Genomic DNA, 21,937 nt, shown 5'->3' with positions numbered 1-21,937 from the left:
CACGCACACGCCGCGTACCGCGCGTACGCGCCCTTGTGCCGCGTGAGGCGCACTCGTAGAACACCTTCGCACGATCGCAGTGGGGGAGCACCTCAGGCGGGGTGGGGGTGCGAAGCCGGCCGGGGCGGGCCGACGGGCCCCGTTCCGGGGCGCATGCCGCGCGGCGAATCGACGCGAGGCGAGGAGCGGGCGGTGTCCCGAGGGGCGGGCCGGGAGCCCGCGTATCTGACGGCGGCGTGCTCGCGTGCAGGGGCAGTCGAGGTTCAGGAGGGGCGGCCGGGCGGCGCGGCTCAGGCTCGGCGGGCCGTCAGGATGCGGGGGCCGGAGTCTGTGATGGCGATGGTGTGTTCCGCGTGGGCCGCGCGGGTGCCGTCGTTGGTGCGGAGGGTCCAGCCGTCGGGGGCGGCGTGGTAGCCGTCGGTGCCGCCTGCGATCAGCATGGGCTCGATCGCCAGGGCCATGCCGGGGCGCAGCGGCATGCCCCGGCCCGGACGCCCCTCGTTGGGGACGGAAGGGTCCTCGTGCATGTGGCGGCCGATGCCGTGGCCGCCGAAGCCGTCCGGGATGCCGTAGCCCGCCGCGCGGCAGACCGTGCCGATGGCGTGGGCGATGTCGCCGATGCGGTTGCCGACGACGGCCGCCTCGATCCCGGCGGCCAGCGCCCGCTCGGCCGTCTCGATCAGTCTCAGGTCCTCGGGGCGCGGAGTGCCCACGACGAAGCTGAGGGCCGAGTCGCCGGTCCAGCCGTTCAGCCGGGCGCCGCAGTCGACGGAGAGCAGGTCGCCGTCGCGCAGCCGGTAGCCGGTCGGGATGCCGTGCACGATCGCGTCGTTGACGGAGGCGCAGATCACCGCCGGGAACGGGGTCGGCGCGAAGGAGGGCCGGTAGCCGAGGAACGGCGAGGTCGCGCCCGCCTCGCGCAGCACGTCCCGCGCCACCTCGTCCAGCTCCCGCAGGGAGACGCCCACGTCGGCGGCCTCGCGCACGGCCGTCAGCGCGTTCGCGACGACCTGGCCCGCCTCGTGCATGGCGTCGATCGATGAGTCCGTCTTCAGCTCCACCATGCCAATTACTATACCGGTATTAGAATGGGTGCCATGGTGCGCACCCCTCTCACCCCGGAAGAACGCGAACGCGGCGAACGGCTCGGCCGGCTGCTGCGTCAGGCCCGCGGCGACCGCAGCATGGCCGAGGTGGCGGCGAAGGCCGGCATCTCCGCCGAGACGCTCCGCAAGATCGAGACGGGACGCGCGCCGACCCCCGCCTTCTTCACGGTGGCGGCTCTGGCGGGCGAACTGGGCCTGTCGATGGACCAGTTGGCCGCGCACTGCGCCGGAGGTGCCCCGCTCGCGGCGTGATCGTTCGCGACGCAACGACTCACCTCCGCACGGTGGTCTCCTGCGCACCTTGCGTCACTGCGGAAAACGCCCCGCAAGCGCCGCCGGGGCAGTGCACGGTTCGCCGGGGCGGTGGAGGAGGACACCCCGCCCGTGGTCGTGCCCGTGCTACTGGGACCTGGTGCACGCCCTCCGGGTCGCCGGCACGGCCTCCTGACGCCCGCCGCGATCACCCACAGGAGTGCGAATCGCGCTCGACCCAGCGGGTTGGCGACGATGGTCTTGGCAAGGACGTCCGAGAGGCTTACGTTCGTCCCTCTACGGCCGTTTCTACGGGCGTAGAGGCGCTGACGTCGCTCGAAGGAGCAGCTCATGGCCAACGTCGTACGTGCCGCTCTGGTCCAGGCCTCCTGGACCGGCGACACCGAGTCCATGCTGGCGAAGCATGAGGAGCACGCCCGCGAGGCGGCCCGGCGGGGCGCGAAGATCATCGGGTTCCAGGAAGTCTTCAACAGCCCGTACTTCTGTCAGGTCGAGGACCCCGAGCACTACCGGTGGGCCGAGCCGGTTCCCGACGGGCCCACCGTGCGCCGGATGCGGGACCTGGCCCGCGAGACCGGCATGGTCGTCATCGCGCCCGTGTTCGAGATCGAGCAGCCCGGCTTCTACTACAACACCGCGGCCGTGATCGACGCCGACGGAAGCTACCTCGGCAAGTACCGCAAGCATCACATCCCGCAGCTCAAGGGCTTCCGTGAGAAGTTCTACTTCAAGCCCGGCAACCTCGGCTGGCCCGTCTTCGACACCGCGGCCGGCAAGGTCGGCGTCTACATCTGCTACGACCGGCACTTCCCCGAGGGCTGGCGCCAGCTCGGCCTGAACGGCGCCCGGCTGGTGTACAACCCGTCCGCCACCCACCGCAGCCTCTCCGCCCACCTGTGGAAGCTGGAACAGCCCGCGGCCGCCGTCGCCAACGGCTACTTCATCGCCGCCATCAACCGCGTGGGCCGGGAGGAGTACGGCGACAACGACTTCTACGGCACGTCCTACTTCGTCGACCCGCGCGGCCGGTTCGTCGGCGACGCCGCCAGCGACACCGAGGAGGAACTCCTCGTCCGCGACCTGGACCTCGACCTCGTCGACGAGGTGCGCAAGACCTGGGCCTTCTACCGGGACCGCCGACCCGACGCCTACGAAGGGCTGGTGCAGCCATGACCGACGACCTGCTGGGCCGCCACCGCGCGGTCCTCCCCGACTGGCTCGCCCTCTACTACGAGGAGCCCATCGAGATCACCCACGGCGAGGGACGCCACGTCTGGGACTCCCACGGCAACCGCTACCTGGACTTCTTCGGCGGCATCCTCACCACCATGACCGCCCACGCCCTGCCCGAGATCACCAAGGCCGTCAGCGAGCAGGCCGGGCGGATCCTGCACTCCTCCACCCTCTACCTCAACCGGCCGATGGTGGAACTCGCCGAACGCATCGCCCAGTTGAGCGGCATCCCCAACGCACGGGTGTTCTTCACCACCTCCGGCACCGAGGCCAACGACACGGCCCTGCTGCTCGCCACCACCTACCGGCGCAGCAACACCGTGCTCGCGATGCGCAACAGCTACCACGGCCGCTCCTTCAGCGCCGTCGGCATCACCGGCAACCGCAGCTGGTCCCCGACCTCGCTGTCCCCGCTGCAGACCCTGTACGTGCACGGCGGCGTCCGCAGCCGCGGCCCGTTCGCGCACCTCGACGACCAGGGCTTCATCGAGGCCTGCGTCGACGACCTGACGGACCTGCTCGGCCACACCCGCCCGCCGGCCGCGCTGATCGCCGAGCCGATCCAGGGGGTCGGCGGCTTCACCTCGCCCCCGGACGGCCTCTACGCCGCCTTCCGCGAGGTGCTGCAGGAGCGGGGCATCCTGTGGATCTCCGACGAGGTGCAGACCGGCTGGGGCCGCACCGGCGAGCACTTCTGGGGCTGGCAGGCGCACGGCCAGAGCGGCCCGCCCGACATGCTCACCTTCGCCAAGGGCATCGGCAACGGCATGTCCATCGGCGGCGTGGTGGCCCGCGCCGAGATCATGAACTGTCTGGACGCCAACAGCATCTCCACCTTCGGCGGCACCCAGATCACCATGGCCGCCGGGCTCGCCAACCTCAACTACCTCCTCGAACACGACCTGCAGGGCAACGCCCGCCGGGTCGGCGGCATGCTCATCGAACGGCTGCGGGCCGTCGCCGCGCAGGTCCCCGCCGTGCGCGAGGTGCGCGGACGCGGGCTGATGATCGGTATCGAACTGGCCCGGCCCGGCACCGACGAGGCCTACCCCGAGGCGGCTTCCGCCGTGCTGGAGGCGGCCCGCGAGGGCGGCCTGCTCATCGGCAAGGGCGGCGGCCACGACACCAGCGCCCTGCGCATCGCGCCGCCGCTCTCCCTCAACGTGGCGGAGGCCGAGGAGGGCGCCGCGATCCTCGAACGCGCGCTGAGGAGCATCCAGTAGCAGCACACCGATCAAGGGAAAGCCGCCATGGTCAGCGTCTTGGATCCCTGGGAAGCCCCGGCACCCGCACTGTCGGTCCGTCAGGTGCTCGCGCTGGAGCGGGTGCTCGCCGGTGAGCCCGAGGTGGTGGCCGGCGAGCACCGGCTGGACCGGCCGGTGCGCTGGGTGCATGTCGCCGAGGCGGCCGACGTCGGAGTGATGCTCAGCGGCGGCGAGATGGTCCTCACCACCGGCGTGCTGCTGGCCGGGGACGAGGAGAAACAGGCCGAGTACGTGCGCTCCCTGCACCGCGCGGACGCCGCCGCGGTCGTCCTCGGACTCGGCCGCGCCTTCCCCTCCCCGCCGGACGCGATGCGGCGCGTGGCCGAGCGGTGCGGGCTGCCCCTGGTGGTGCTCCACCGGCCCTTCCCCTTCGCCCAGCTGACCGAGGAGGTCCAGTCCCGGCTGGTGCGCCGAAAGTTCGCCGCGGTCAGCCTCTCCGAGTCCGTCCGCACCGAACTGACGGCGCTCATCACCGCCGGCGCCCCGCTGCAGCGCCTGCTCGACGAGATCGCCCGGCACAGCGGCTGCCCCGTCGTCGTCACCAACCTCGCCCACCGCGTCCTCGGCACGGCGGGGGAGCGGCCCGCCGTGGACGACGTGCTGCGCGACTGGGACCGCATCGCCCGCCAGGCCGGCCGCACCGAGGGCGACGGCTGGATCCGCGCCGAACTGGGCGGGCGCGGCGAACGCTGGGGCCGGCTGGTGCTGTGCGGCTACCGCGGCGACACCGCGACCGGCCGGCTGCTCGCCGACCGGGCCGCCGAGGCCCTCGTGCTGCACCGCATGCTCGTCGGCGGCGCCGCCTGCTCCTGGGAGGAGCAGTCCGCCCAGAGCCTGCTCACCGACCTGATCAGCGGCGTCCTGCCCGCCCGGCAGCTGCTGCCCAGGGCCCGCGCCGCCGGACTGCCGGTGAACCGGCGCACCTTCGTGCCCCTGGTGGTCCGCGGCCGCAGTGCGGCCCGGCTGGACCGCGTGCTGCGCCTGCTGGGCCTGCCCGGCCTCACCGGCGAACTCGCCGACGGGGCGAGCGCCGTCCTGCTGAGCCTCGCCCGCGACCAGGACCCGCAGGCGCTCACCGCGCACTTCGCCGCCCGGCTGCGCGCCGAGCCGGGCCCCGAACCGGTCGTGGTGGCCGCCGCGGACGCGCGGACCGTCTTCGACGACGTGCCCGCCGGACTCCGCGAGGCCCGGCACGTGGCCGACGCCGCCGCCGGATCCGCCCCCGCCCTTGACCTGCCGCCCGTGGTCCGCCTGCGGGACGTCCATCTGCGCGGGCTGATCCGACTGCTGCGCGACGACCCGCAGGTGCAGTCCTTCGCCGAGCGCGAGCTGGACGGACTGCTGAGCGAGCCGGACGAGGACCTGCTGTCCGTGCTGCGCACCTATCTGGCCACCGGACGCAACAAGTCCCGCACCGCCCAGCTCCACCACGTCTCCCGCCCCGCCCTCTACCGCCGTCTGGAAGCGATACAGACGCGGCTCGGCGTGGACCTCGACGACTTCGAGCAGGCCGCCTCGGTCCACATCGCGCTCCTCGCGCACGACGCGCAGCACCAGTGAAGCGCGCCGCGCGGCACCAGTGACGCGCCCCGCGGGCGGCCCCGGTGACGTCTCGCGCGCCTCACCACCGACACATCACGAGCAACACCACTCGAACCCGCGACCACTTGCGACAACGGCGGTGAGACATGGGCCGGTTCAGCAGTGACACGGTGACACGCCGGGCCCCCGCAGACGTGACACCGTGTACCTCAACGCAGGCTCGCGCACTTCCTAGGCTCGCCGCACACCGAGCGACCGGAGGTTGCGATGAGCCGAGTGATCCGTGCCGCCGTCTTCCAGACCGCCTGGACCGGCGACAAGGAGTCGATGATCCAGGTCCACGAACAGGCAGCCCGCGACGCTGCCGCCCAGGGCGCTCAAGTGCTGTGCTTCCAGGAGCTGTTCTACGGCCCCTACTTCTGCCAGGTGCAGGACCCGGCCTTCTACGAGTACGCCGAGACCATCCCCGACGGCCCGATCGTCAAGCGCTTCCAGTCCCTCGCCCGGGAGCTGGGCATCGTCCTGGTGCTGCCGATGTACGAGGAGGAGCAGCCCGGCGTCCTCTACAACACCGCGGCGGTGATCGACGCCGACGGCTCCTACCTCGGCAAGTACCGCAAGACGCACATCCCTCAGGTGCGCGGCTTCTGGGAGAAGTTCTACTTCAGGCCCGGCAACCTCGGCTGGCCCGTCTTCGACACCGCGGCCGGCCGGATCGGCGTCTACATCTGCTACGACCGCCACTTCCCCGAGGGCTGGCGGGCGCTCGGACTCGCGGGCGCGGAGATCGTGTTCAACCCCTCCGCCACCTCCCGGGGCCTGTCCGGCTACCTGTGGCAGCTGGAGCAGCCCGCGGCCGCGGTCGCCAACGAGTACTTCGTCGGCGCGATCAACCGGGTCGGCGTGGAGGAGCTGGGCGACAACGACTTCTACGGCACCAGCTACTTCGTCGACCCGGAGGCCCGCTTCGTGGGCGAGGTGGCCGGCGACAAGGAGACCGAACTGGTCGTGCGGGACCTGGACATGGCCAAGCTCCGCGAGGTCCGGGACCGCTGGCAGTTCTACCGGGACCGCGCGCCCGCGGCCTACTCGCCGCTGACGGCGCCGTAACCGCCCGGACCGGGCGCGGGGCCGCGGACGGTCCGCGGCCCCGCCGCCACGGGGGTCCCCGATCGAGCGAGGCGAAGACCGGGGGAGCGACGAGCCCTCACACCACCCGCACGCACCCACAGCGAGGAGCGAGACGGACATGAGCAGCCGGACACTGATCCGCGGCGGCCTCGTCATCACCGCCGCCGACGAGACCCACGCCGACATCCTGATCGAGGACGGCCGTATCGCCGCCCTCGCCGCCACCGGCACCCCCGCGGCCGAGGCCCTCACCGCCGACCGTGTCATCGACGCCACCGGCAAGTACGTCATCCCGGGCGGCGTCGACGCCCACACCCACATGGAGCTGCCGTTCGGCGGCACCTTCGCCTCCGACACCTTCGAGACCGGCACCCGCGCCGCCGCCTGGGGCGGCACCACAACCATCGTCGACTTCGCCGTGCAGAGCGTCGGCCAGTCGCTGCGCGCCGGACTCGACGCCTGGCACGCCAAGGCCGAGGGCAACTGCGCCATCGACTACGGCTTCCACATGATCGTCTCCGATGTGAACCAGGAGACCCTCAAGGAGATGGACCTCCTCGTCGAGGAGGGCGTCACCTCGTTCAAGCAGTTCATGGCCTACCCGGGCGTCTTCTATTCCGACGACGGGCAGATCCTGCGCGCCATGCAGCGCTCCGCCGAGAACGGCGGCCTGATCATGATGCACGCCGAGAACGGCATCGCCATCGACGTCCTCGTCGAGCAGGCGCTCGCCCGCGGCGAGACCGACCCCCGCTACCACGGCGAGGTGCGCAAGGCCCTGCTCGAGGCCGAGGCCACCCACCGCGCCATCCGCCTCGCCCAGGTCGCCGGCGCTCCGCTGTACGTGGTGCACGTCTCGGCCATGGAGGCGGTCGCCGAACTCGCCCGCGCCCGCGACGAGGGCCTGCCGGTCTTCGCCGAGACCTGCCCGCAGTACCTGTTCCTGTCCACCGACAACCTCGCCGAGCCGGACTTCGAGGGCGCCAAGTACGTCTGCAGCACGCCCCTGCGGCCCAAGGAGCACCAGGCCAAGCTCTGGCAGGGCCTGCGCACCAACGACCTCCAGGTGGTCTCCACCGACCACTGCCCCTTCTGCTTCGTGGGCCAGAAGGAACTCGGCCGCGGCGACTTCTCCAAGATCCCCAACGGGCTGCCGGGCGTGGAGAACCGCATGGACCTGCTCCACCAGGCCGTCCTGGACGGGCACATCAGCCGCCGCCGCTGGATCGAGATCGCCTGCGCCACCCCGGCCCGGATGTTCGGCCTCTACCCGAAGAAGGGCACCATCGCGCCGGGCGCCGACGCCGACGTCGTGATCTACGACCCGCACGCCGAGCAGGTGCTGTCCGCCGAGACCCACCACATGAACGTCGACTACTCGGCCTACGAGGGCAAGCGGGTCACCGGCCGGGTCGAGACCGTCCTCTCGCGCGGCGTCCCGGTCATCACCGAGCGGGAGTACACCGGCCACGCCGGGCACGGCGTCTACACCCCGCGCTCCACCTGCCAGTACCTCGGCTGAATCTCACGCAAGGAGTCGTGCCATGGACTTCGGACTCGTCCTGCAGACCGACCCGCCCGCCTCGCGGGTCGTCAGCCTGATGAAGCGCGCCGAACGCAGCGGTTTCACCCACGGCTGGACCTTCGACTCCGCCGTGCTGTGGCAGGAGCCGTTCGTCATCTACAGCCAGATCCTCGCCAACACCACGAAACTGAAGGTCGGCCCGATGGTCACCAACCCGGGCACCCGCACCTGGGAGGTCACCGCCTCCACCTTCGCCACCCTCAACGACATGTTCGGCAACCGCACCGTGTGCGGCATCGGCCGCGGCGACTCCGCCATGCGCGTCGCCGGACGCAAACCCAACACCCTGGCCCGCCTCGGCGAGGCCATCGGCGTCATCCGCGACCTCGCCGAGGGCCGGGAAGCCGAGGTCGACGGCAGGCCGCTGCGCATCCCCTGGGTGCGCGACGGAAAGCTCCCGGTGTGGATGGCGGCGTACGGGCCGAAGGCGCTGGCGCTCGCCGGGCAGAAGGCCGACGGCTTCATCCTCCAGCTCGCCGACCTCTACCTCACCGAGTGGATGGTGAAGGCGGTGCGCGACGCCGCCGCCGAGGCGGGCCGGGACCCCGACTCCCTCACCATCTGCGTCGCCGCCCCCGCCTACGTCGGCGACGACCTGGCCCACGCCCGCGAGCAGTGCCGCTGGTTCGGCGGCATGGTCGGCAACCACGTCGCCGACCTGGTGGCCCGCTACGGCGAGCACTCCGGCATGGTGCCTCAGGCGCTGACCGAGTACATCAAGGGCCGCCAGGGCTACGACTACAGCCACCACGGCCGGGCCGGCAATCCGTCCACGGACTTCGTGCCGGACGAGATCGTCGACCGGTTCTGCCTCCTCGGCCCCGCCGAGGCGCACATCGAGAAGCTGCAGGCCCTGCGCGAGCTGGGCGTCGACCAGTTCGCCGTCTACGACATGCACGACGCACAGGAGCAGACGATCGACGCGTACGGCGCGGAGATCATCCCCGCGCTCAAGGGCTGACCCGCCCGCGCGTCGGCTGGAGCACCCATCCGTCCCCTCGCTCGACCGAGCACGAACCCGTCCCCTCGTCCGATCGAGCACGAACCCCTCCCCTCGTTCACCGACCGGTCCTCCCCGCCGAAGGGAACGTCCATGACAGCGACCGTCCCGCCCACACCTTCCGACCCCTCGATAACCGACCCGGCGGGACGCGTCGAGCTTCCGCCCGGCGCCGTCCCCACCCACAGCCGCTTCGTCAACGACGACCTGCTGCCCGTGCCGCTGGCCCGGCGCCGCTGGACGACGTACAACTTCTGCGCGCTGTGGGTGGGGATGGCGCACAACATCCCCTCCTGGCTGCTGGCCTCCGGCCTGGTGGCGCTCGGCATGGACTGGAAGCAGGCGGTGTTCACCATCGCGCTCGCCAATGTCATCGTGCTGGCGCCGATGCTGCTCACCGGTCACGCCGGACCCAAGTACGGCATCCCGTTCCCGGTGATGGCCCGCGCCTCCTTCGGGCTGCGCGGCGCCAACCTGCCGGCGATGATCCGGGCCGGGGTGGCGTGCGCCTGGTTCGGCATCCAGACCTGGATCGGCGGCCAGGGCATCTTCGTGCTGCTGGGCAAGATCTTCGGCGGCTGGGCCGAGGCGTCCGAGGTGGGCGGCCAGCCGTGGACGCTCTGGGTGTGCTTCGTGCTGTTCTGGGCGCTCGAACTGGCCATCATCTACCGGGGGATGGAGGCCCTGCGCCGGTTCGAGAACTGGGCGGCGCCGTTCGTCATCGTGGGCGCGCTGGTGCTGCTGGTGTGGATCGCCACCAAGGCGGGCGGTCTGGGCCCGCTGCTCGACCAGCCCTCGAAGCTGGGCTGGGGCGCCGACTTCTGGCCGGTGTTCTTCCCCTCCCTCATGGGCATGATCGCCTTCTGGTCCACGCTGAGCCTGAACATCCCCGACTTCACCCGCTTCGGGGCGGGCCAGCGCGCCCAGGTGTGGGGCCAGACCCTCGGACTGCCCACCACCATGACCCTGTTCGCGCTCCTTTCGGTGTTCGTCACCTCCGGCTCGCAGGCGGTGTACGGCGTCGCGATGTGGGACCCGGTGGCGCTCGCCGGCAAGACCGACAACGTCTTCGGGCTGCTCTTCGCCCTGGTGACCGTGCTGGTCGCGACGATCTCGGTGAACATCGCGGCCAACGTCGTCTCTCCGGCGTACGACCTGGCCAACCTGGCGCCGCGGTTCATCACCTTCCGCACCGGCGCGCTGATCACGGGCGTGGTCGGCGTGGTGATCATGCCGTGGAAGCTCACCGAGACGCCCGAGCTGTACATCTTCACCTGGCTCGGCCTGGTCGGCGGCCTGCTCGGCAGCGTCGCCGGCATCCTCATCGGCGACTACTGGATCGTCCGCCGCACCGCGCTGGACCTGCCCGGCCTGTACACCCCGGGCAGCCGCTACTGGTACACCTCCGGCTGGAACCTGCGGGCCGTCGTCGCTTTCGTGGTCGGCGGGGTGCTCGCGGTGGGCGGCTCCCACTCGGCGCCGGGCAAGGGACCCTTCCCCGAGGACGGCCTGATCCCGTTCCTGAAGCCCCTCGCGGACTACGGCTGGGCCGTGGGCCTGGCGGCCTCGCTGGTGCTGTACGTGGCGCTGATGGCGGGCCGCAGCGCCTCCGACCGGGCTGCGGCCCGCCTTCAGTGAGCGGCAGGTGATGACCCGGGACTTTGCGGACACCCCCTAGCGGGCGGTGCCGAAGTCCTGGGTCCAGTAGGTGCCGGAGCGGCCGACGCCGATCTCCTTGAAGTTGCAGTTGAGGATGTTCTCCCGGTGGCCGGGGCTGTTCATCCAGCCCTCCATCACCTGCTCCGGCGTGGAGTAGCCGTAGGCGACGTTCTCGCCGTAGGCGCTCCAGCTGTAGCCGGCGCGGGTGATGCGCTGGTCGGGGGTGGAGCCGTCGGAGCCGGTGTGCGACATGTTCCCGGTCGCCGCCATGTCCTCGCTGTGGTCCTGAGCGGCCTTGGTCAGCTTGGAGTTGACGGTCACCGCCGAGCAACCCGCCTTGGCGCGCTCGGCGTTGACCAGCTCCACGACCCGGGCGACGTCGCCCGTGGCGGTGGCGGAGGGCTTGGAGGTGCTCGGCGAGGAGGGGGCCGAGGAGGCGGGAGGCTTCGGGGCGGAGGTGGAGGGCTCGGCGCTCGGCGTCCTGGCCGGCTCGGAGGCGCGGGTGGTCTCGGCGGCCTTCGCCTTCCTCGTCTTCTTCGCCTTCTTCGCCTTACGGGACTTCTTGGACTTCTCGTCGTCCTTCTTCTTGTGCGTCTTCGACGGACTCGCCTCGGGCGTGGTGTGCGCCGAGGGGCCGTTGCCCGGGCGGCTGCTCCACTCGCGGTACCAGTTCGCTCCGTCCCACCGGTCCTCGGAGGCGACCGTGGTGGCGGCGGTGCGGTCGTGCCGCCCCTGATCGTCGCCGGGCCAGTCGGTACAGGCCATGGCGACGGACGGTATGCCTATGACGCTCGCGGCGATCGCGGCGACGACCGGCCGCCGGTAGCGCTGCTGGTGGCGATGCTTTGCCATGCGTGACCTCACCCTTGATGTCCGGAGGGTGGCCATTCTTGGGAGGTCCCGGCGCGCAGGGCAACGGGCGCTTTTACTACCCCGCCTCGTAGACCGGCGAGCCCCTTGCGGTGAGAGGCGGAGCGTGCCAGAGGGTGCGGGGAGGGGCGCCGGAGGGGCTGTCGTCACGTCAAGAGGCTTGCATCTGCGAAGAGACGGCGATGCCTGCCGGCGGAGGTGACCGCCGCTCACGCCGGCCGTCCCCACCCCGGGGGCAAGACGGACAAGTCGACTATGTCGTCGCGGCGGTCTCTACTAATGGCCCCGCATAGATCGGGAGAGGGGTGTGACGGATGTCACGGAACCGCGGATTCCGGATGTCAGTCCCGGGCCTTCTCCAGGGTCGCCATCGCCGCCTTGGCGGCCTTGATCGCGCCCTTGTTGATCTCGTCCGAGCTGGGCGCCTTCTTCGACTCGAAGTCGCTGCCGTTGTAGGTGACGATCACCAGCGCGTTGGCGGTGCGGGCCACGACCGTGCCCTCGCGGGTCTCCTGCTTGTCCTCGGTGGTGAGGTTCACGACGGAGTACGCCGCGTCACCCAGCCCGGGAACGGATCCGCCGCCGCTCTTCTGCTGCAGCCGCCCCTCGTACGACCGCTTCGCCGCCTCGTCGGAGGCCATCACCTCGAAGGACACATCCAGCCAGCGGTACTCGTACCCCTTGAGCGCGTTCCACGAGCAGGTGCGGCGCAGCTTGGCGTCGGTCGACGGTATCTCCTTGCCGGCCGTCTTGGCGTTCGGCACAAGGGACTTGATGGTGTCTTCGGGGATGCCGGTGCACGGTGCGGGGGCGGCGGTGTAGGTCTTCGCCTCCTGGGTCGCTGCCGGCGCGGAGGCGGACTGCGTCTGCGTCTTCTTCTCGGTGGGCGGCTTCTCGGCGGCCTGCGGAGCGGCCAGCGGGCCGGAGGACAGCGCCCACCCTGCAGCGGCGAGTACGACCACCGGGGACAGGCGCGCGGTCAGGGCGATCGGCAGAGGAAAGGAACGCACGGCGCACTTCTCGTGGGTCGGGGCGGAGGGGTCCACACTGCGGACGGGACGCCAGTGTCACACGCTTCCCTGTGGGGCGGAAGGGCCCAACTCGCTGCGTACTCGGGCGGTGACGGAGACGGGACGGTGCGTGCCCGCCGGCCTGAGTACCGCCCGGTCCCGGACTTCGCGACCGGGTGCGCAGCCCCCGGTACCCGGGCGAGTGGGGCGCGGCGGGACGACGTGCTCTCATGGAGACATGATCGACGCTCACAACACCATCGACGAGTTCCTCGCCCGCCGCGCCGCCGACGTGGAGGAGGCCCTGCGGGAGGCGGCGGCGCAGGAGATCATGCCGCGCTGGCGCCGGCTCGCCGAGCACGAGGTGGACCACAAGAGCGGCCCGCACGACCTGGTCACCGACGCCGACCGCAAGGCGGAGCTGTATCTGACCAAGACGCTCCCCGCCCTGCTGCCCGGCTCGGTCGTCGTCGGCGAGGAGGCGGTGCACGTCAACCCGGCCTCGTACGAGGCGATACGCGGCGAGGCGCCCGTGTGGATCGTCGACCCGGTCGACGGCACACGGCAGTTCGTGCGCGGCGAGCCCGGCTTCTGCACGCTCGTCGCACTCGCACACGGGGGAGTGGTGCACGCCTCCTGGACCTACGCCCCCGCCCGCGGCCTCCTTGCCACCGCCGTCCGCGGCCGGGGCGCCCTGCTCGACGGCGAGCCGCTGCACTCCGGCTCCCCGGAGCCCGGGAGCGAGCTGCGGGTGGCGGTCTCCCACCCCGACTACACCACCGAAGAGCAGAAGCGCGCCCTGCTCGGCCTGTGGACCGACGGCGTGGCCCCGCGCTCCTGCGGCTCGGCCGGGCTTGAGTATCTGGCGGTCGCCCGCGGCGAGTCCGACGCCACCGCCTTCAGCTGGGAGGCGGCCTGGGACCACGCGGCCGGGCTGCTGCTGGTCGAGGAGGCGGGCGGAACGCATCTGACCCGCGCGGGCGAACCGTTCCGGATCACCGGCGGCAACACCCTGCCGTTCACCGCCGCCCGCGACGCCGCGACCGCCCGCCGGGTGGCCGAACTGCTGTCCGACGGGTCCTGATCTCCCGAGCCCCGGTGATCCGGAGTGATCTGGCAGGCCCTGGTGATCCGGAGTGATCTGGCATGCCCCGCCGTCCGGCCCGCCACGGCGGGACGCCGCACGGCGGTGGCGCCGCGCGGCGCGGGCCGCGGACGATCACCTCTCGGTCCGCGACCGGGGGACGGCGGCCCGGCATATCCTGTCCTCCAGTGGCCACCGGCTGACAAAGGAGTCCGAAGGTGCCGTCGATGCTCGATGCGGTCGTCGTGGGTGCGGGGCCCAATGGACTGACCGCCGCCGTGGAGCTGGCCCGGCGCGGCTTCACCGTGGCGCTGTTCGAGGCCAGGGACACCGTGGGGGGCGGTGCCCGCACCGAGGAGCTCACCCTGCCCGGCTTCCGCCACGACCCCTGCGCCGCGGCACACCCCCTCGGCATCAACTCCCCGGCCTTCCGCGCCCTGCCCCTGGAGCGCTACGGCCTCGAGTGGCTGCAGCCCGAGCTGCCCATGGCCCACCCGTTCCCGGACGGCTCAGCCGCCGTGCTGTCCCGGTCGCTGGCCGAGACCGCCGCCTCCTTCGGCCCCCGGGACGCCGGCGCCTACCGCCGCCTGGTGCAGCCCTTCCTGCCCCGCTGGGACACCCTCGCCCGCGACTTCATGTCCCTGCCGCTGACCGCGCTGCCCCGCGACCCGGTCACCCTCGCCCGCTTCGGGCTCGCCGGGCTGCCGCCGTCGACCTGGCTGATGCGCCGCTTCCGCGACGAGAAGGCCAAGGCGCTCCTCGCCGGTCTCGTCGCCCACGTCATGGCACCCCTGAGCGGCTTCGCGACCAGCGCCATCGGCCTGGTCTTCGCCCTCGCCGCGCACGCCCGCGGCTGGCCCGTCGCCCGCGGCGGCTCCCAGGCCATCTCCGACGCGCTCGCCGCCTATCTGAAGGACCTCGGCGGCCAGATCCACACCGACTACGAGGTCAAGCGCCTGGACGACCTGCCGCCGGCCCGCGCCTACGTCTTCGACACCTCGCCCACCGCCCTGGCCCGCATCGCCGGCCTCGGCGACCTGTACGGCCGCTACCGGTACGGCCCCGGCGTCTTCAAGATCGACTACGCGCTGGACGGCCCCGTGCCGTGGACCGCGCCGGAGGCCCGCGTCGCCGGCACCGTGCAGATCGGCGCGAGCAGCCAGGAGATCGGCACCGCCCTGCGCGCCGCCTCCCGCGAGGGCCGCGCCCCCGACGCGCCGTTCCTGATCACCGTGCAGCCCGGCGTCGCCGACCCCACCCGGGCGCCCGAGGGCAAGCAGGTCTTCTGGGCCTACGGGCACGTCCCCAACGGCTGGACCGGGGACCTCACCGACGCCATCGAACGCCAGCTGGAGCGCTTCGCCCCCGGCTTCCGCGACCGCGTCCTGGCCCGTGCCACCGCCGGCCCGCCGGAGCTTGCCGCGCGCAACGCCAACTACGTCGGCGGCGACATCGCCACCGGCGCGGTGACCGGCCTGCAGGCCGTGCTGCGGCCCCGGCTGTCCCTCTTCCCGTACGCCACCCCGCACCCGTCCGTCTACATCTGCTCCTCGGCCACCCCGCCCGGACCCGGAGTGCACGGCATGTCGGGACACAACGCGGCCAAGGCCGTCTGGCGGCGCCTGCGCCAGACCTGACCGGCGCGTTCCCGCCGCCACGCGGCCCGGCTCCCTACGATGACGGGCATGACCACGATCACCCTCGTCCAGGGCGACATCACCCGGCAGAGCGCCGACGCCATCGTCAACGCGGCGAACTCCTCCCTGCTCGGCGGGGGAGGCGTCGACGGCGCGATCCACCGGCGTGGCGGACCGGCGATCCTCGAGGAGTGCCGCCGGCTGCGCGCCACCAAGTACGGCAAGGGCCTGCCCACCGGCCAGGCGGTCGCCACCACCGCCGGCGAACTGGACGCCCGCTGGGTCATCCACACCGTCGGCCCCGTGTACAGCACCACCGAGGACCGCTCGGACCTGCTCGCCTCCTGCTACCGCGAGTCCCTGCGCGTCGCCGACGAACTGGGCGCGAAGACGGTCGCGTTCCCCGCCATCTCCACCGGCGTCTACCGCTGGCCGATGGACGACGCGGCCCGCATCGCCGTGGAGACGGTCCGGGCCATGGACACGGCCGTGGAGGAGGTCAGATTCGTCCTGTTCGACGAGCGGGCCTACAACGCGTTCGCCGCCCGGCTGGAGGACGGAGCCTGAGCCGCCTCGGCGGTCCGTGAACCGGCTCCAGTGAGCTGAACGGCCTCAGCGGCCCTGATCCGGCCCCAGCGAACTGAACGTCCTCAGCGGTCCGTGAACGCCTGCAGGATCCGTTCCGCCGCCAGTGTGGCCGTCAACTCCCCGTTCCTGACCCGCTCTTCGAGCTCGGGGGCGAGGGACTTCACCGCCGGGTCGGTGTGCAGGCGGCCGAGGAGTTCGTCGTGGACCATCGACCAGGTCCAGTCGACCTGCTGGTCCCGGCGCTTGGCGGCGAGCCGCCCCGTCGAGTCCAGCAGCGCCCGGTGCTGCTCCAGCCGCTCCCACACGGTGTCCAGGCCGGTGGACTCGCGGGCGCTGCAGCTGAGCACCGGCGGGGTCCAGGCCGCGTCCTTGCCGTGCATCAGCCGCAGCGCGCCCGCCAGTTCCCGGGCGGCGGCGCGGGCGTCGCGCTCGTGCGGGCCGTCCGCCTTGTTCACGGCGATGACATCGGCCAGCTCCAGCACGCCCTTCTTGATGCCCTGCAGCTGGTCGCCGGTGCGGGCCAGGGTCAGCAGCAGGAACGAGTCGACCATGTTGGCCACGGCCGTCTCCGACTGGCCCACGCCAACCGTCTCCACCAGCACCACGTCGTATCCGGCCGCCTCCATCACCACGATCGACTCACGCGTGGCCTTGGCGACCCCGCCGAGCGTGCCCGCCGACGGGGACGGCCGCACGAACGCCGCCGGATCGACGGCCAGCCGCTCCATCCGCGTCTTGTCGCCGAGGATGGAGCCGCCCGTGCGGCCCGAGGACGGGTCGACGGCGAGCACCGCCACCCGGTACCCGAGGCCCGTGAGCATGGTGCCGAACGCGTCGATGAACGTCGACTTGCCCACGCCCGGCACCCCGCTGACGCCGATCCGCCGCGCCCGGCCGGCGTGCGGCAGCAGCTCGGTGAGCAGCTCCTGCGCCAGCGCCCGGTGCTGAGGACGGGTTGACTCGACGAGCGTGATGGCGCGCGCGACGATCGCCCGCTTGCCGTCGAGCACACCCTTCACATAGGCGTCGACGTCGATCACAGGGCGAGCCCCAGGTCGTCGGCGAGCCGCTTCACCAGGTCGTACGCCGCGTCGGGGATCACCGTCCCCGGCGGGAACACGGCCGCCGCGCCCATCTCCAGCAGCGTCGGCACGTCCTGCGGCGGGATCACCCCGCCGACGACGATCATGATGTCCTCGCGGCCCTCCTCGGCCAGCTGCTCCTTCAGCGCCGGGACCAGCGTCAGATGCCCGGCCGCCAGCGAGGAGACGCCCACGATGTGCACATCCGCCTCGACCGCCTGACGGGCCACCTCGGCCGGCGTCTGGAACAGCGGGCCGACGTCCACGTCGAAACCGAGGTCGGCGAAGGCGGAGGCGATCACCTTCTGGCCGCGGTCGTGGCCGTCCTGGCCCATCTTGGCGACCAGGATGCGCGGACGGCGGCCCTCGGCCTCCGCGAAGGCGTCCACCAGGGCCCGGGTGCGGTCCACCGAGGGGGACTCGCCTGCTTCGTTGCGGTACACGCCGGAGATCGTACGGATCTGGCTGGCGTGGCGCCCGAACACCTTCTCCAGGGCGTCGGAGATCTCACCGACGGTGGCCTTGGCACGGGCCGCGTTCACCGCCAGCTCCAGCAGGTTGCCGTCCCCGCCGGCCGCCCGGGTCAGCGCGTCCAGGGCGTCCCGGCAGGCGGTCTCGTCCCGCTCCTCGCGCAGCCGCTTCAGCTTGGCGATCTGCTGGGCGCGCACGGCGGAGTTGTCCACCTTGAGCACCTCGATCGCCTCGTCGTTCTCCACGCGGTACTTGTTGACGCCGATCACCGGCTGGCGCCCGGAGTCGATGCGGGCCTGGGTGCGGGCCGCGGCCTCCTCGATGCGCAGCTTGGGGATGCCGGCGTCGATCGCCTTGGCCATGCCGCCCGCGGCCTCGACCTCCTGGATGTGCTGCCAGGCCCGGCGGGCCAGGTCGTACGTCAGCTTCTCCACGTACGCGCTGCCGCCCCACGGGTCGATCACCCGGGTGGTACCGGACTCCTGCTGCAGCAGCAGCTGGGTGTTGCGGGCGATCCGCGCGGAGAAGTCGGTCGGCAGCGCCAGCGCCTCGTCGAGGGCGTTGGTGTGCAGCGACTGGGTGTGGCCCTGGGTCGCCGCCATCGCCTCGACGCAGGTGCGGGTGACGTTGTTGAAGACGTCCTGCGCGGTCAGCGACCAGCCGGAGGTCTGCGAATGGGTGCGCAGCGACAGCGACTTGGGGTTCTTCGGGTCGAACTGCTTCACCAGCTTCGCCCACAGCAGGCGCGCCGCGCGCAGCTTGGCGATCTCCATGAAGAAGTTCATGCCGATCGCCCAGAAGAACGAAAGCCGCGGCGCGAACGCGTCCACGTCCAGGCCCGCGTCCCGTCCCGCCCGGATGTACTCCACACCGTCGGCGAGCGTGTACGCCAGCTCCAGGTCGGCCGTCGCACCGGCCTCCTGGATGTGGTAGCCGGAGATGGAGATGGAGTTGTAGCGGGGCATCCGCTGCGAGGTGTACGCGAAGATGTCGGAGATGATCCGCATCGACGGCTTCGGCGGATAGATGTAGGTGTTGCGGACCATGAACTCCTTGAGGATGTCGTTCTGAATGGTCCCCGCCAGCTTCTCCGGCGGCACACCCTGCTCCTCCGCCGCCACGATGTACAGCGCCAGCACCGGCAGCACGGCACCGTTCATCGTCATCGACACCGTCATCCTGTCCAGCGGGATCCCGTCGAACAGCTGACGCATGTCGTAGATGGAGTCGATCGCCACGCCCGCCATGCCGACGTCACCGGTCACGCGCGGGTGGTCGCTGTCGTAGCCGCGGTGCGTGGGCAGGTCGAAGGCGACCGACAGGCCCTTCTGCCCAGCGGCGAGATTGCGCCGGTAGAAGGCGTTGGACTCCTCGGCGGTGGAGAACCCCGCGTACTGGCGGATCGTCCACGGCTGGTTGACGTACATGGTGGGGTAGGGGCCGCGCAGATAGGGCGCGATGCCCGGGTACGTCCCCAGGAAGTCCAGGCCCTCCAGGTCCTGCCCCGTGTACAGCGGCTTGACCGGGATGCCCTCCGGGGTCTCCCACAGCAGGTCGTCACCGCCGGCCGCCCGCTTGACGGCCGCACGCCACTCGTCGGCGCTGCCGTCCGGGGCCGGCGTCCCCAGTTCGATCCCGGAGAAGTCGGGGATTCCCATCAGGACACTCCCATGCGGTCGAGGGCGGCGGACAGGACGGCGACCGCGTCACAGCCCGCGAAGACATAGGCGTCGACCCCGGCGTACGAGGAGGGCCGGCCCGCGAGGAACACGTGCGAGGCGCCCTGCGCCTTCAGCTCGGCGGCGGCCTGCTCCGCCTGCTCCTCGTACAGCGCGTCGCTGGAGCACAGGCAGGCCTCGCTCGCGCCGCTCTCCGCGAAGGTCCCCTCGGTGACCGGCTCGATGCCGCCCGCCTGGAACAGGTTGGAGGCGAAGGTCAGACGCGCGGTGTGCGCGGCGGCCGGGCCGAGCGCGGCCAGGTAGATCCTCGGCCGGGACCCGGTGGCGGCCAGATGCGCGTCGGAGCGGGCGCGCAGCGCCTCGTACGCCTCGTCGCGGCGCACCACCGGAAGGCCGCCGGACGGCGGCTCGGGCGCGGGCTCGCGCACCACCGGCTTCTCGGCGAGCAGCGGGAACTCGCTGACCCCGGTGACCGGTTCGCGGCGCCCCGCCAGTTTGGCGGCGCGCACCGACCAGGTCTCGGCGAGCCGCTGCTCCACCATGCCGGACCGCAGGGCGGCGGCCTGCCCGCCGGCCCGCTCGATCTCCTGGAAGAACTCCCAGCTCGCGTGGGCGAGTTCGTCGGTGAGCCGTTCCACGTACCAGGAGCCGCCCGCCGGGTCGATGACCCGGGTCAGGTGCGACTCCTCGACCAGGATGGTCGCCGTGTTGCGGGCGATGCGCCGGGCGAAGGCGTCCGGCAGGCCCAGGGCGTGGTCGAAGGGCAGCACGGTCACGGAGCCGGCGCCGCCGACCCCGGCGGCCAGCGTGGCGATCGTGGTGCGCAGCATGTTCACCCACGGGTCGCGGCGCGTCATCATCACCGGCGAGGTCACCGCGTGCTGGACCTGCGCCCCGGCGGCCGGCGCACCCGACACCTCGGCCACCCGAGCCCAAAGACGCCGCGCGGCACGCAGCTTGGCGATGGTCAGGAACTGGTCCGCGGTCGCCGCGTAACGGAACTCCAGCTGCCCCAGGGCCTGCTCGACCGAAAGGCCGGCCTCGGTGAGCTGCCGCAGATACGCCACCCCGGTCGCCAGCGAGCAGCCCAGCTCCTGCGCCGCCGAGCCGCCGGCCTCGTGGTACGGCAGCGCGTCCACGGTCAGCGCCCGCAGCCCCGGGTACTCCTCGGCGCACAGCCGCGCGAGCGCGGTCACCCCGGCGGTGTCGTACGCCCGCCCGGTGCGGGCCTCGTACCCGAGCGGGTCCGCGCCCAGATTGCCGCCCGCCGCGTCCTTGGCGACGCCCCGCTCCTCGTACAGCCGCAGCAGCTCCTTCGCCGCGGCCTCGGTCTCCCGGCCCGCGTCGAGCACGACCGGCGCCAGGTCCAGGTAGACGCCCTCCAGGACCGGGGCGAGCGAGGACACCGGCATGCCGCCCTCACCGGCGGTCAGCCACAGCGAGGTGACACCGTTCTCCAGGTCCGCCAGCACCGCCGCGTTGTCGGCCGTCGTATGGCGCTGCCGCACGTCCCAGCCGGCCACGGTGTTCCCCTCGGCGCGACCGCCGCGCACAAAGGGAGCGAACCCGGGCAGACCCGGCTCGGGAGCGGCGTCGCGCGGCGTGTACAGGGGACGGGTCCGCAACCCGTCCTCCAGCGCGGTGGTCAGGGCTTCCTCGGCCGCGTCGCCCTCGACGTCCTTGCCCGCCTTGCGCAGGACACCCGCCACAAGGCGCTGCCACTGCTCGTGGGCTACGTCGGGGAATTCGGCGGCCAGTTCGAGCCCGTCGTCAGGCAGGACCGTCATGCTCGGATGTTAGGCCAGCGGCACAAAGGAGCTGCAGGGGAAACGGCTGTGACCTTGACCTCTTCGCGCCTGTGAGCTGCCTCTCCGGCTCCGTTTCCGCCCCCTCCTCCGGCCGCCCTCCTAGGCCGACCGGGACGATGGGCTCATGGAGACCACCGCCCCCTGGCATCGCATCCCGGCCCTCGGACCCTACTTCGCCGCCACCTGCGGCGAGCATCCGGACCCGGAGGGCTTCCAGCCGCTGACCTTGCTGTACGGCGATGCGGACGTGCTCGGTGAGCGGGTGCGGGAGGTGGCCCGGCGGATGGGAACCGACCAGACCCGGGTGGCGGCCTCCACCTTCCAGCTGGGCCTGGCCGCCCGGCTCTGGTCGGTCGCCCTCGCCTCCGCCGCGTTCACCGGGACCGTGCCCGACCTCGACCCGGCGCGGCTGTGGTGGCGCATGCCGCCGACGGGCCCCGTCGACCTGTGGCTGCCCGCGCCCCGTGCGCTGCCGTCCCGGCCCGCCGCCGCGCTCCTCGACGCGGTGGCCCTGCGCAACCTGGACCCGCTGAACACCGCCGTCCGGCGCCTGTGCGGACTGTCGCCCCACGTCCTGCGCGGCAACTCCGCCTCGGCGCTGGTCGGCGCGCTGCGCGTGCTGCTCGGCCACGCCCCGCCGCGACCGGCCACGGACCTCGTCCGCACCCTGCTCGACCGCGAACCGCTCGCCGGCGCCGGAATCCTCACCGTGACCGATGGCGGAGCCCTCTCCTTCCGCCGCCGCAGCTGCTGCCTCTACTACCGCGTGCCCGGCGGCGGCCTGTGCGGGGACTGCGTGCTCACGGGACGCAGCGCACCGCCTGACACCGGTTGCCAGGAGCCGACATAACGTCAAAAGTTATGGAGCTTCGGATAGTTGACGACAAAGCACGGTGAGTCCCGGTGAGCAGCCC

The 21,937-nt window shown here is 72.1% G+C and carries 18 protein-coding genes; 12 read left to right on the top strand and 6 right to left on the bottom strand.

Annotation, left to right across the window (positions count from 1 at the left end; all coding sequences use genetic code 11):
* Positions 1–290: 290 nt before the first annotated feature.
* Positions 291–1,064 (bottom strand): type I methionyl aminopeptidase, encoded by a 774-nt coding sequence (gene map, locus ABD198_RS01225; RefSeq protein WP_343997388.1) that lies wholly within the window; start codon positions 1,062–1,064, stop codon positions 291–293.
* 33 nt (positions 1,065–1,097) lie between these two features.
* On the opposite strand from map, the gene ABD198_RS01220 reads away from it, so the two are divergent.
* From ABD198_RS01220 to ABD198_RS01185, 8 genes are all read left to right on the top strand, one after another.
* Positions 1,098–1,358, top strand: a complete 261-nt coding sequence (locus ABD198_RS01220) for a helix-turn-helix domain-containing protein (RefSeq protein WP_343997387.1) — start codon at positions 1,098–1,100, stop codon at positions 1,356–1,358.
* A gap of 351 nt (positions 1,359–1,709) precedes the next feature.
* Positions 1,710–2,552 carry a nitrilase-related carbon-nitrogen hydrolase gene (locus ABD198_RS01215; RefSeq protein WP_343997386.1) on the top strand — a complete coding sequence of 281 codons (843 nt, stop codon included), beginning with the start codon at positions 1,710–1,712 and terminating at the stop codon, positions 2,550–2,552.
* On the top strand, positions 2,549–3,835 hold the full coding sequence (locus tag ABD198_RS01210; protein WP_343997385.1) for an aspartate aminotransferase family protein: 1,287 nt from the start codon (positions 2,549–2,551) through the stop codon (positions 3,833–3,835). The genes ABD198_RS01215 and ABD198_RS01210 overlap by 4 nt, the downstream gene beginning before the upstream one ends.
* A gap of 27 nt (positions 3,836–3,862) precedes the next feature.
* On the top strand, positions 3,863–5,437 hold the full coding sequence (locus tag ABD198_RS01205; protein WP_343997384.1) for a PucR family transcriptional regulator: 1,575 nt from the start codon (positions 3,863–3,865) through the stop codon (positions 5,435–5,437).
* 249 nt (positions 5,438–5,686) lie between these two features.
* Entirely contained in the window at positions 5,687–6,529 is an 843-nt protein-coding gene (locus ABD198_RS01200) for a nitrilase-related carbon-nitrogen hydrolase (protein ID WP_343997383.1), read from the top strand.
* A gap of 139 nt (positions 6,530–6,668) precedes the next feature.
* A complete protein-coding gene (gene hydA, locus ABD198_RS01195; protein WP_343997382.1) occupies positions 6,669–8,072 on the top strand; it encodes a dihydropyrimidinase in 1,404 nt (467 codons plus the stop codon).
* Positions 8,073–8,094: 22 nt separating this feature from the next.
* Positions 8,095–9,096: a TIGR03842 family LLM class F420-dependent oxidoreductase gene (locus ABD198_RS01190; RefSeq protein WP_343997381.1), complete on the top strand. Its 1,002-nt coding sequence runs from the start codon at positions 8,095–8,097 to the stop codon at positions 9,094–9,096.
* 132 nt (positions 9,097–9,228) lie between these two features.
* The gene (locus ABD198_RS01185) at positions 9,229–10,773 is read left to right on the top strand and encodes an NCS1 family nucleobase:cation symporter-1 (protein ID WP_343997380.1); all 1,545 of its coding nucleotides are present in this window, start codon (positions 9,229–9,231) and stop codon (positions 10,771–10,773) included.
* A 36-nt stretch (positions 10,774–10,809) separates the two neighbouring features.
* Here ABD198_RS01185 and ABD198_RS01180 read toward each other — a convergent pair whose 3' ends face one another.
* Entirely contained in the window at positions 10,810–11,646 is an 837-nt protein-coding gene (locus ABD198_RS01180; protein ID WP_343997379.1) for a CAP domain-containing protein, read from the bottom strand.
* Positions 11,647–12,005: 359 nt separating this feature from the next.
* Positions 12,006–12,674, bottom strand: a complete 669-nt coding sequence (locus ABD198_RS01175; protein ID WP_343997378.1) for a hypothetical protein — start codon at positions 12,672–12,674, stop codon at positions 12,006–12,008.
* A 238-nt stretch (positions 12,675–12,912) separates the two neighbouring features.
* Here ABD198_RS01175 and ABD198_RS01170 point away from each other — a divergent pair, with 238 nt between their 5' ends.
* The 3 genes from ABD198_RS01170 to ABD198_RS01160 all read left to right on the top strand — a co-directional run bounded on the left by ABD198_RS01170 (position 12,913) and on the right by ABD198_RS01160 (position 15,962).
* Complete coding sequence (locus tag ABD198_RS01170) at positions 12,913–13,758, top strand: inositol monophosphatase family protein (RefSeq protein ID WP_343997377.1); 846 nt, start codon at positions 12,913–12,915, stop codon at positions 13,756–13,758.
* Between the two features lie 227 nt (positions 13,759–13,985).
* On the top strand, positions 13,986–15,395 hold the full coding sequence (locus ABD198_RS01165) for a phytoene desaturase family protein (protein WP_343997376.1): 1,410 nt from the start codon (positions 13,986–13,988) through the stop codon (positions 15,393–15,395).
* A gap of 48 nt (positions 15,396–15,443) precedes the next feature.
* On the top strand, positions 15,444–15,962 hold the full coding sequence (locus ABD198_RS01160; RefSeq protein WP_343997375.1) for an O-acetyl-ADP-ribose deacetylase: 519 nt from the start codon (positions 15,444–15,446) through the stop codon (positions 15,960–15,962).
* 83 nt (positions 15,963–16,045) lie between these two features.
* Here ABD198_RS01160 and meaB read toward each other — a convergent pair whose 3' ends face one another.
* Genes meaB through ABD198_RS01145 form a run of 3 tightly spaced genes read right to left on the bottom strand, consistent with a single transcriptional unit; the run spans position 16,046 to position 21,002 of the window.
* On the bottom strand, positions 16,046–17,023 hold the full coding sequence (meaB, locus tag ABD198_RS01155) for a methylmalonyl Co-A mutase-associated GTPase MeaB (protein WP_343997374.1): 978 nt from the start codon (positions 17,021–17,023) through the stop codon (positions 16,046–16,048).
* Positions 17,020–19,194 carry a methylmalonyl-CoA mutase gene (scpA, locus tag ABD198_RS01150; RefSeq protein ID WP_343997373.1) on the bottom strand — a complete coding sequence of 725 codons (2,175 nt, stop codon included), beginning with the start codon at positions 19,192–19,194 and terminating at the stop codon, positions 17,020–17,022. The genes meaB and scpA overlap by 4 nt, the downstream gene beginning before the upstream one ends.
* Positions 19,194–21,002 (bottom strand): methylmalonyl-CoA mutase family protein, encoded by a 1,809-nt coding sequence (locus ABD198_RS01145; protein WP_343997372.1) that lies wholly within the window; start codon positions 21,000–21,002, stop codon positions 19,194–19,196. Before ABD198_RS01145 ends, scpA begins: the two co-directional genes overlap by 1 nt.
* Positions 21,003–21,147: 145 nt before the next feature.
* On the opposite strand from ABD198_RS01145, the gene ABD198_RS01140 reads away from it, so the two are divergent.
* Positions 21,148–21,873, top strand: a complete 726-nt coding sequence (locus tag ABD198_RS01140) for a (2Fe-2S)-binding protein (protein WP_343997371.1) — start codon at positions 21,148–21,150, stop codon at positions 21,871–21,873.
* Positions 21,874–21,937 lie beyond the last annotated feature (64 nt).

The organism is Streptomyces thermocarboxydovorans (assembly GCF_039524635.1).
Lineage (GTDB): Bacteria > Actinomycetota > Actinomycetes > Streptomycetales > Streptomycetaceae > Streptomyces > Streptomyces thermocarboxydovorans.
The sequence above is the reverse complement of the archived record's forward strand: the minus strand, read 5'-3'. Positions and strand labels throughout refer to the sequence as shown.

What these genes read in the sequence shown, in the direction of transcription:
- ABD198_RS01185 (WP_343997380.1), top strand. Translation starts at nt 9,229, where the DNA reads ATGACAGCGACCGTCCCGCCCACACCTTCCGACCCCTCGATAACCGAC.
- ABD198_RS01145 (WP_343997372.1), bottom strand. Translation starts at nt 21,002, where the DNA reads ATGACGGTCCTGCCTGACGACGGGCTCGAACTGGCCGCCGAATTCCCC.
- ABD198_RS01140 (WP_343997371.1), top strand. Translation starts at nt 21,148, where the DNA reads ATGGAGACCACCGCCCCCTGGCATCGCATCCCGGCCCTCGGACCCTAC.
- ABD198_RS01160 (WP_343997375.1), top strand. Translation starts at nt 15,444, where the DNA reads ATGACCACGATCACCCTCGTCCAGGGCGACATCACCCGGCAGAGCGCC.
- ABD198_RS01205 (WP_343997384.1), top strand. Translation starts at nt 3,863, where the DNA reads ATGGTCAGCGTCTTGGATCCCTGGGAAGCCCCGGCACCCGCACTGTCG.
- ABD198_RS01180 (WP_343997379.1), bottom strand. Translation starts at nt 11,646, where the DNA reads ATGGCAAAGCATCGCCACCAGCAGCGCTACCGGCGGCCGGTCGTCGCC.
- ABD198_RS01210 (WP_343997385.1), top strand. Translation starts at nt 2,549, where the DNA reads ATGACCGACGACCTGCTGGGCCGCCACCGCGCGGTCCTCCCCGACTGG.
- scpA (WP_343997373.1), bottom strand. Translation starts at nt 19,194, where the DNA reads ATGGGAATCCCCGACTTCTCCGGGATCGAACTGGGGACGCCGGCCCCG.
- ABD198_RS01170 (WP_343997377.1), top strand. Translation starts at nt 12,913, where the DNA reads ATGATCGACGCTCACAACACCATCGACGAGTTCCTCGCCCGCCGCGCC.
- ABD198_RS01165 (WP_343997376.1), top strand. Translation starts at nt 13,986, where the DNA reads ATGCTCGATGCGGTCGTCGTGGGTGCGGGGCCCAATGGACTGACCGCC.
- map (WP_343997388.1), bottom strand. Translation starts at nt 1,064, where the DNA reads ATGGTGGAGCTGAAGACGGACTCATCGATCGACGCCATGCACGAGGCG.
- hydA (WP_343997382.1), top strand. Translation starts at nt 6,669, where the DNA reads ATGAGCAGCCGGACACTGATCCGCGGCGGCCTCGTCATCACCGCCGCC.
- ABD198_RS01220 (WP_343997387.1), top strand. Translation starts at nt 1,098, where the DNA reads ATGGTGCGCACCCCTCTCACCCCGGAAGAACGCGAACGCGGCGAACGG.
- ABD198_RS01215 (WP_343997386.1), top strand. Translation starts at nt 1,710, where the DNA reads ATGGCCAACGTCGTACGTGCCGCTCTGGTCCAGGCCTCCTGGACCGGC.
- ABD198_RS01190 (WP_343997381.1), top strand. Translation starts at nt 8,095, where the DNA reads ATGGACTTCGGACTCGTCCTGCAGACCGACCCGCCCGCCTCGCGGGTC.
- ABD198_RS01200 (WP_343997383.1), top strand. Translation starts at nt 5,687, where the DNA reads ATGAGCCGAGTGATCCGTGCCGCCGTCTTCCAGACCGCCTGGACCGGC.